Below are 5,943 nucleotides of genomic sequence, written 5' to 3'. Positions count from 1 at the left end.
AAGGCGCGCCACTCCGGCCCGCGGTCGATCGAATCTTCATCAACGACGAGCCCACAGTCCGAACACACCGTCTCACCGTGCGTCTCGTCGGTGATGAGCGTGCCACCGCACTCAGGGCAGACGAACTGTTCGTCCGTCGATTCCTCCTCGGCGGCCGTCCGTTCCTCTTCGGCGCTCCGCTCGCGCTCCGCTCGTTCGCCGCTCGATCCCGTCTCGTTCCGTTCGTCAGCGAATTGTCCGCCTGCCCGGAACGTCCTGCGCTCGTCGATGCGCTCTCTGGTTCGTGTATCACTCATAATTGGGCGGGTTCCTCCGTACCGGAAAAAGAAAAAGATCGTCCGGTCGGATTGACCTTACAAACAGTAAGTGTAGTAAGAATATAAAGCTTTCTGTGTCACGAGGTACCGAATACCGGTCTCTGATGGGCCAATATGGGCGTTTACCGTTGGTTTACAGGAATCATTCTCCCTGCTAGAACATATTTAACCATTACGCAACTCTGGGTGACTTTCACTCGGTCGAACGCCGCTTCGCATCCACAGTCGTGCAGTGGAGAACCACATCCAATGACGAATCAGATCCAGTGGCGAATCACATCCACCCTTCACGACGGAAGTACACGAGCAGGATCGCGGTGACGAGTCCCATTCCGACGATGACCGCGGGATAGGCGAACGGCCACGTCAGCTCCGGCATATTCGTCGCGTGCTCACCGAAGTTCATCCCGTAGACGCCGACGACGAACGTCAACGGGATGAAAATCGTCGCGACGACAGTCAGGCGTTTCATCACCTCGTTCGTCGACTGTGAGACGACGTTGAGGTAGATATCGCGCGTGCCCCGCGTGAGGTCTCGGTACGTCTCGGTGAGATCGACGATCTCGACGAGGTGGTCGTAGACGTCGCGATAGTACTTCTCGGTCGAGTCGTCGACGCCGACCAGATCGCCGCGTGCGAGTACGCCGACGGCCTCGCGCATCGGCCAGACGACTTTTCTGAACGACAGCAGATCGCGACGGACCGCGTTCAACCCCTCGATGAGTTCGGCGTCCGGCGTCGAGAGGATCGACTCCTCGATCTGCTCGATCGTGTCGCCGACGGTGTCGAGCAGGTTGAAGTACTCCTCGACCACGTGGTCGATCACGCGGTAGGCCGCGAAATCCGGCCCCTGTTTGAGAATTCTCCCCTGCTGGTTTTCGACCGACCGCCAGACGTCCGAGACCACCGGCACGCGCTCGTCCTCGTCGGTCAGCGTCACGAGCCAATCCCCGCCGAGGAACAGCCCGATCGGCTGCGTCCGAATCTCCTCGTCGAACGTTGTCTCGCCGCGTTCGAGCGCAACCGTCTTGACTAGGACGAACGTGTGTTCGTCGAACTCCTCGGTCTTCGGGCGGACGCCGCCGCGGATGTCTTCGATTTCGAGCGCGTGCAGCGAGAACGCGTCCGAGATCGCCCGAACTTCCTCCTCAGTGGGTGAACTCACCCGAACCCACGTGGTTCCGGGAGCCTCGCGCGCGGCTCTGAGATCCGATTCGTCGTCGATCGTGTAGCGTTCGACGTGACCGACATCGTAGACGATCGCAGAGATCACGTCGATTCACCCCCGTGGTCGCCGATCGCGTACAGCGTCACGCCGACCATCAGCCCGACGATGGTCGTCGAGCGCCCGGGATACGGTGCGACGACGCCGATCGCGTATCCGGCGATGGCGAGCGCGGAGAGCCAGAGGCCAGCCGCTCGCGTTCGGTGCATACGCTCTCTCCTCAGAGCTGCGACAAAAGCGTTGTTCGGTGCGGGTGGCTCTGTGGCGGTTCGTTGTGAGCGATTCAGCGGCAGTTCGTTGTGAGCGATCCAGCGGCAGTCCGTTGTGAGCGATCCAGCGGCAGTTCCTTATGAGCGGAGTGATCCGTTACACTGCGGTTGGTCCCTACTCTGCGGGGTGCTCGATCGACTCTATCATGGAGATGATGTTCTCCTCCTCGCTATCGAGCTGCTGGGGGTACACGCCGATCGCGACGATGAAGTCGTCGCCGTCGCGGTACTTCGTGACGTGGATGTAGACGTCGACCTCCTGCCCTTCGAGCGTGGCGGTCGCGGCGAACTTCGTCACCGTCGTTTCGGTCCCCTGCACGGTGACGTTCTGCTCGCCGACTCGCTCGATGTCGCTCATCCCGGAGTACTGCTCCTGGACGAACTCGACCAACCGCTCGTTGGAGTAACTCCCGATCGGGTTGAGCGTCCGTCCGGCGATTTCGACGGCGGGCGTCGAGACGACGGTGAACACGCCGACTTCGGTTTCACCGAGCGGTCCCAGTTCCATACTCTTCTGATAGTCGGTGAGGTAGTTCGTGGCAGTCACTTGCCGCTCCTGCCCGGCGACCTCGAAGGTCTCGTTGATCTCGAGCGGTTGGGTGCCGTTCAGTTCGTAGCCCGCGTCCTGGGCCGCCTCATCGCTGACGGCTGCCGGGTCCGCGGCGAACGTGAGCGGTTCGTCCCCGGTGATAAATCCGATACAACCGCTCGTTACCAGGAGGAGCGCGACTGCGACGGCGGCCAGCGTGCGACGGTTCGATATCACGGCCGAGAATACTGCCCCCGGTGGAGTTAAATCCGCGGGTCCGTCTTTTCACTTCGTAGACGTTTCTTGTGTGGATGAAACTGCACCTGCTGGCGAGTACTGACGCGTTTGCATCGGTCGCAGCCGCGCTCGTTGCCGTACTTGCCGTCCGGCACCTCCTCGTACTCTCCGTCTATTTCGACGCGCGACAGCTCCGACCCACGGATCCCAAACAGGACGCTCTGGGGCTCGTCGTTCCGGTCGCCGAGTTCGTCGTGATTCTGTATTACGTCTCCGAACGGGGGGTCGCTCCCGAAACGGGACGTCGCCGAGGAGCAGCCGAACGAGTGACGTCGCTCGTCCGCCCTCGCTGGGCTGACGCTCGGCAGGTCTTCGACTCACCTCAGCCGACAGATGATCTGAGGTCGCCGTTGCACTCGGGGCAACGCGCGTGAAACGACCCTGGTGAGACGCGACGTCCACACTCGGTGCAAACGAACGATCCACGAGTAGCCATTACGCTCGGCTAACGGGATTCGATGTGTTAACTCTTACCGTGGTAAGTGTTATTCGGTCGATACGACGGTCGTCAGTGATTCCACTACACCGCTTCGAGGCGTTAAGTTCCTCCCTTGACACGTTAAGCTTCCCACACCTGCTGTCGTCGCTGTCGGCGTGCCTGTGTACGGTAAGTGTCAGTCTCGATCTATCCGTTTCTTTTCCATCCGGAGCGCGGGAAACACCACTTCGCCGCCGTCGACGGGCAGATACTTGTTCAGCATCTCGCCGTAGGTGTACCCGTTTCGGTGATAGAAGTTCGCCGCATTCAGCGAGGCATCGAGAAACAGCTCCGAGATACCACGTTCGGCCGCGAAACGTTCCAATTCGGCCAGCAACGATGTCCCGATTCCGTCACCGGCAGAGACCGGATCGACGAACAGCTTCGATATCTCTGGCCGTTCGAGGCTGAGTTGACCGAATCCGAGGATATCATCGTCACACTCGGCGACGAGCAACACGTCGCTCCCGACGACCGGATAGGCGTCCTCACGAGCTTCGGCGGCCCACGCCTCGATCTGTCGATCCGTGTAGTAGGCCGAGCCGAGGTCGCGAACTGCTCGGCGGTGGATCTCGATCAGTCGCGGGACGTCGGCCGCCCTCGCTCGACGATGCGAAACTGTGCTCATATCAACGGTCGTGTGCATCGGTTACTGGCCGCAGTTTTCTCTCCGGTCGATCGCCGGTCGGTCGAGTTCCGTCTGGACGCACTAGGTAACCGTCTGCTATAACGCTTGCTCGCGGCATTCTGTCACGGGACTCGTCGGTAGGTGACGACCGTTCGAAGGAGCCAAACGCGACCACGCGGATCGCCTCACTCGCACTCGCCATCCTCGCCGTCGTCGCTCCGAGAGACAATAGATTATTCACGTTCGGATGCGGGGCACCGGTATGGGTACTTCGGTGACCGTCCGCTGTCGGCGGCCCTACGATCTGGACGCCGAGTTGTTCACCGACACCGCCGACCAGTTCCGGAACGCCCTGTTTCTTCCCCCACCGGCGTTCGACGAACTGGATCTCTCGAACTACGAGTACGTCCGTCTACGAGACCCAGAACGGACTGCTAGAGGCATCCGCGTCGTCGCTGTCCGAGTCGAGTCCTGTCCCGCTCTCATCGAACCCGATCACTACGTGGGGGCACTTCGGACGAACCTTTACAATAAAGTCAGTTCCATCGCCCGCACCGAGGACGGGGGACTCGTCGTCGACGTATGCGTCGACGAGACCGTCACCCAGTTCTCCGGGACCGCCGGTCGAACATACGACGACGAGATCGACTACCGGGTCTGCCATCTCTCGGAGTGTCGAATGGAGCAACTCGGAATCGCCACCGGATCCACCGTGGAACTGTTCAATCCAGCCACGGGGGGTCGGATCGACGTGGTCGTCGGCGCGCCGCACGACGATCCCGCTCTCGTCAGGGTTGACGTCCGATCCCGGCAGGCCATCGATATCGAACCCGGTGACGGGGTCGGTGTTCGGAACACGGGCATAACCGCTGATGCGAATCAGTCGCTGTCGAGATGGATACAGAAGTTCTTCATCGACAGCAGAGAGATGCCGTTCAACGTCCGATTGGGACCGGATCAAGACGAGTACCGCAACGTCGTCCGGATGACCGAGGATATGATGGCGTTTCTGGGGATCGACCCCGGTGACAACGTCGTTCTCAAGTGGCGTGGGAAGCGGACCAAAGCCCAGTGTCTCACGACGGAGCTCGACGACGACTCCCCACCGAACACGATCAAGATGCCGGCGACCGAACGGGACCGGATCGATATCAGCGTCCACGACGCGGTCAGCGTCGAACGTGATATGGTGTATGTGTTCCAAGAACAGATCGCGAGATCCGTCTTCGGGATTATCGGCGTCGTGGTCGGTGCGCTGCAGGTAATCGTCGTCACCGACGTCTCCGGAATCGTCGAACAGCACGGTCTCGCCTTCACCGCGGCCGGGTTCGTACTCGCCGTCGCCGGTGTCTCCGTCCTTGTGACCTACCTGTTACTCACGCCAGAGCGGCAGAAGTGCGTGAGTCACGAGTGACAGAGCAGACGTTCGCGAATACATTTACGAGTCCATATTCAAGGATGCCTATGAGCGGCTCAAGTCCCGAACACGCGGGGTGGTTCACAGACCTCGATCCGGGAGACGTCGACGCGGCAGCAACCGCAATCTCCGAAGGCACAGCCGACCAACCGCGGAATTGGCCTGAACAAGCCGTCGAATCGGGCTTCGCAAACGACGAGGACGACTACTACGAGCGCCTCCACGCCGCGACGCTACGGGCGACCCGCGAGGCCGTCCGAGCACGCGACCGCGCGGACGACCAACAACTTGTTCACAGTATCAGAGCGATGGACGACGTAATCTTGGGTTCTGAGAAAGGCGACACCCTAGTATAGCGAAAGGAGAGCTTACCTCGACCGTCTTGGGGTCTGCTCCTGAACAGATCTCGAGAGCGGATTTCAATTGATGTAATCTACAACCGACCAGACAGATCCAATTAAAGCTTTCAAGATATTCGAAGGGTCGTGTTTAGTTACGGATGAAGAGTGAGGCGGAGTGATTTCTTGCTGGTCTATGGCAGAAATCGCCCGCCTCAACGGATGTACAGACTGGATTGATTTGGATTTTGTGGAGCGACAGCGGACACCCGAGCGCGCGATGAAGCTCGGTATTCAACTCCAGTTAGCGGGGCTGTCGCTGTCGAATACCGTCTCTATTCTCGAAGGGTTGGGTGTCGAGCGATCTCGGAAAGCAATCCACGATTGGGTGCAAAAGGCCGATCTACAGCCCGCAGAGGGTCGAAGTCCGAATCACGTTGCGCTC

Annotated in this window: 8 protein-coding genes and 1 pseudogene; 4 read left to right on the top strand and 5 right to left on the bottom strand. The window is 60.1% G+C overall.

Going from position 1 to position 5,943, the window contains the following annotated elements:
- The 4 genes from FJT57_RS16915 to FJT57_RS04680 form a co-directional block, all read right to left on the bottom strand.
- The coding region (locus tag FJT57_RS16915; RefSeq protein ID WP_275264636.1) for a TFIIB-type zinc ribbon-containing protein at positions 1 to 296 on the bottom strand (296 nt) is incomplete at its 3' end.
- Between the two features lie 295 nt (positions 297 to 591).
- Positions 592 to 1,590 (bottom strand): magnesium/cobalt transporter CorA, encoded by a 999-nt coding sequence (corA, locus tag FJT57_RS04685; RefSeq protein WP_144902135.1) that lies wholly within the window; start codon positions 1,588 to 1,590, stop codon positions 592 to 594.
- Complete coding sequence (locus FJT57_RS16605) at positions 1,587 to 1,751, bottom strand: hypothetical protein (protein ID WP_203229094.1); 165 nt, start codon at positions 1,749 to 1,751, stop codon at positions 1,587 to 1,589. The genes corA and FJT57_RS16605 overlap by 4 nt, the downstream gene beginning before the upstream one ends.
- Positions 1,752 to 1,926: 175 nt before the next feature.
- A complete protein-coding gene (locus FJT57_RS04680) occupies positions 1,927 to 2,574 on the bottom strand; it encodes a DUF6517 family protein (protein ID WP_144902591.1) in 648 nt (215 codons plus the stop codon).
- A gap of 77 nt (positions 2,575 to 2,651) precedes the next feature.
- Between FJT57_RS04680 and FJT57_RS04675 the strand changes: the two genes are divergently transcribed.
- Positions 2,652 to 3,011, top strand: a complete 360-nt coding sequence (locus FJT57_RS04675; RefSeq protein WP_144902133.1) for a hypothetical protein — start codon at positions 2,652 to 2,654, stop codon at positions 3,009 to 3,011.
- A 240-nt stretch (positions 3,012 to 3,251) separates the two neighbouring features.
- Here the strand turns inward: FJT57_RS04675 and FJT57_RS04670 are convergent, their stop codons facing one another.
- Entirely contained in the window at positions 3,252 to 3,743 is a 492-nt protein-coding gene (locus FJT57_RS04670; RefSeq protein WP_162524305.1) for a GNAT family N-acetyltransferase, read from the bottom strand.
- Between the two features lie 262 nt (positions 3,744 to 4,005).
- On the opposite strand from FJT57_RS04670, the gene FJT57_RS04665 reads away from it, so the two are divergent.
- From FJT57_RS04665 to FJT57_RS04655, 3 genes and pseudogenes are all read left to right on the top strand, one after another.
- Entirely contained in the window at positions 4,006 to 5,157 is a 1,152-nt protein-coding gene (locus FJT57_RS04665; RefSeq protein WP_162524304.1) for a hypothetical protein, read from the top strand.
- Between the two features lie 50 nt (positions 5,158 to 5,207).
- Positions 5,208 to 5,516: a hypothetical protein gene (locus FJT57_RS04660; protein ID WP_203229093.1), complete on the top strand. Its 309-nt coding sequence runs from the start codon at positions 5,208 to 5,210 to the stop codon at positions 5,514 to 5,516.
- 178 nt (positions 5,517 to 5,694) lie between these two features.
- A pseudogene (locus FJT57_RS04655) lies at positions 5,695 to 5,943 on the top strand (IS6 family transposase); the annotation flags it as partial.

The organism is Halobellus captivus, from assembly GCF_007655485.1.
Taxonomy (GTDB): Archaea; Halobacteriota; Halobacteria; order Halobacteriales; family Haloferacaceae; genus Haloquadratum; species Haloquadratum captivum.
The sequence above is the reverse complement of the archived record's forward strand: the minus strand, read 5'-3'. Positions and strand labels throughout refer to the sequence as shown.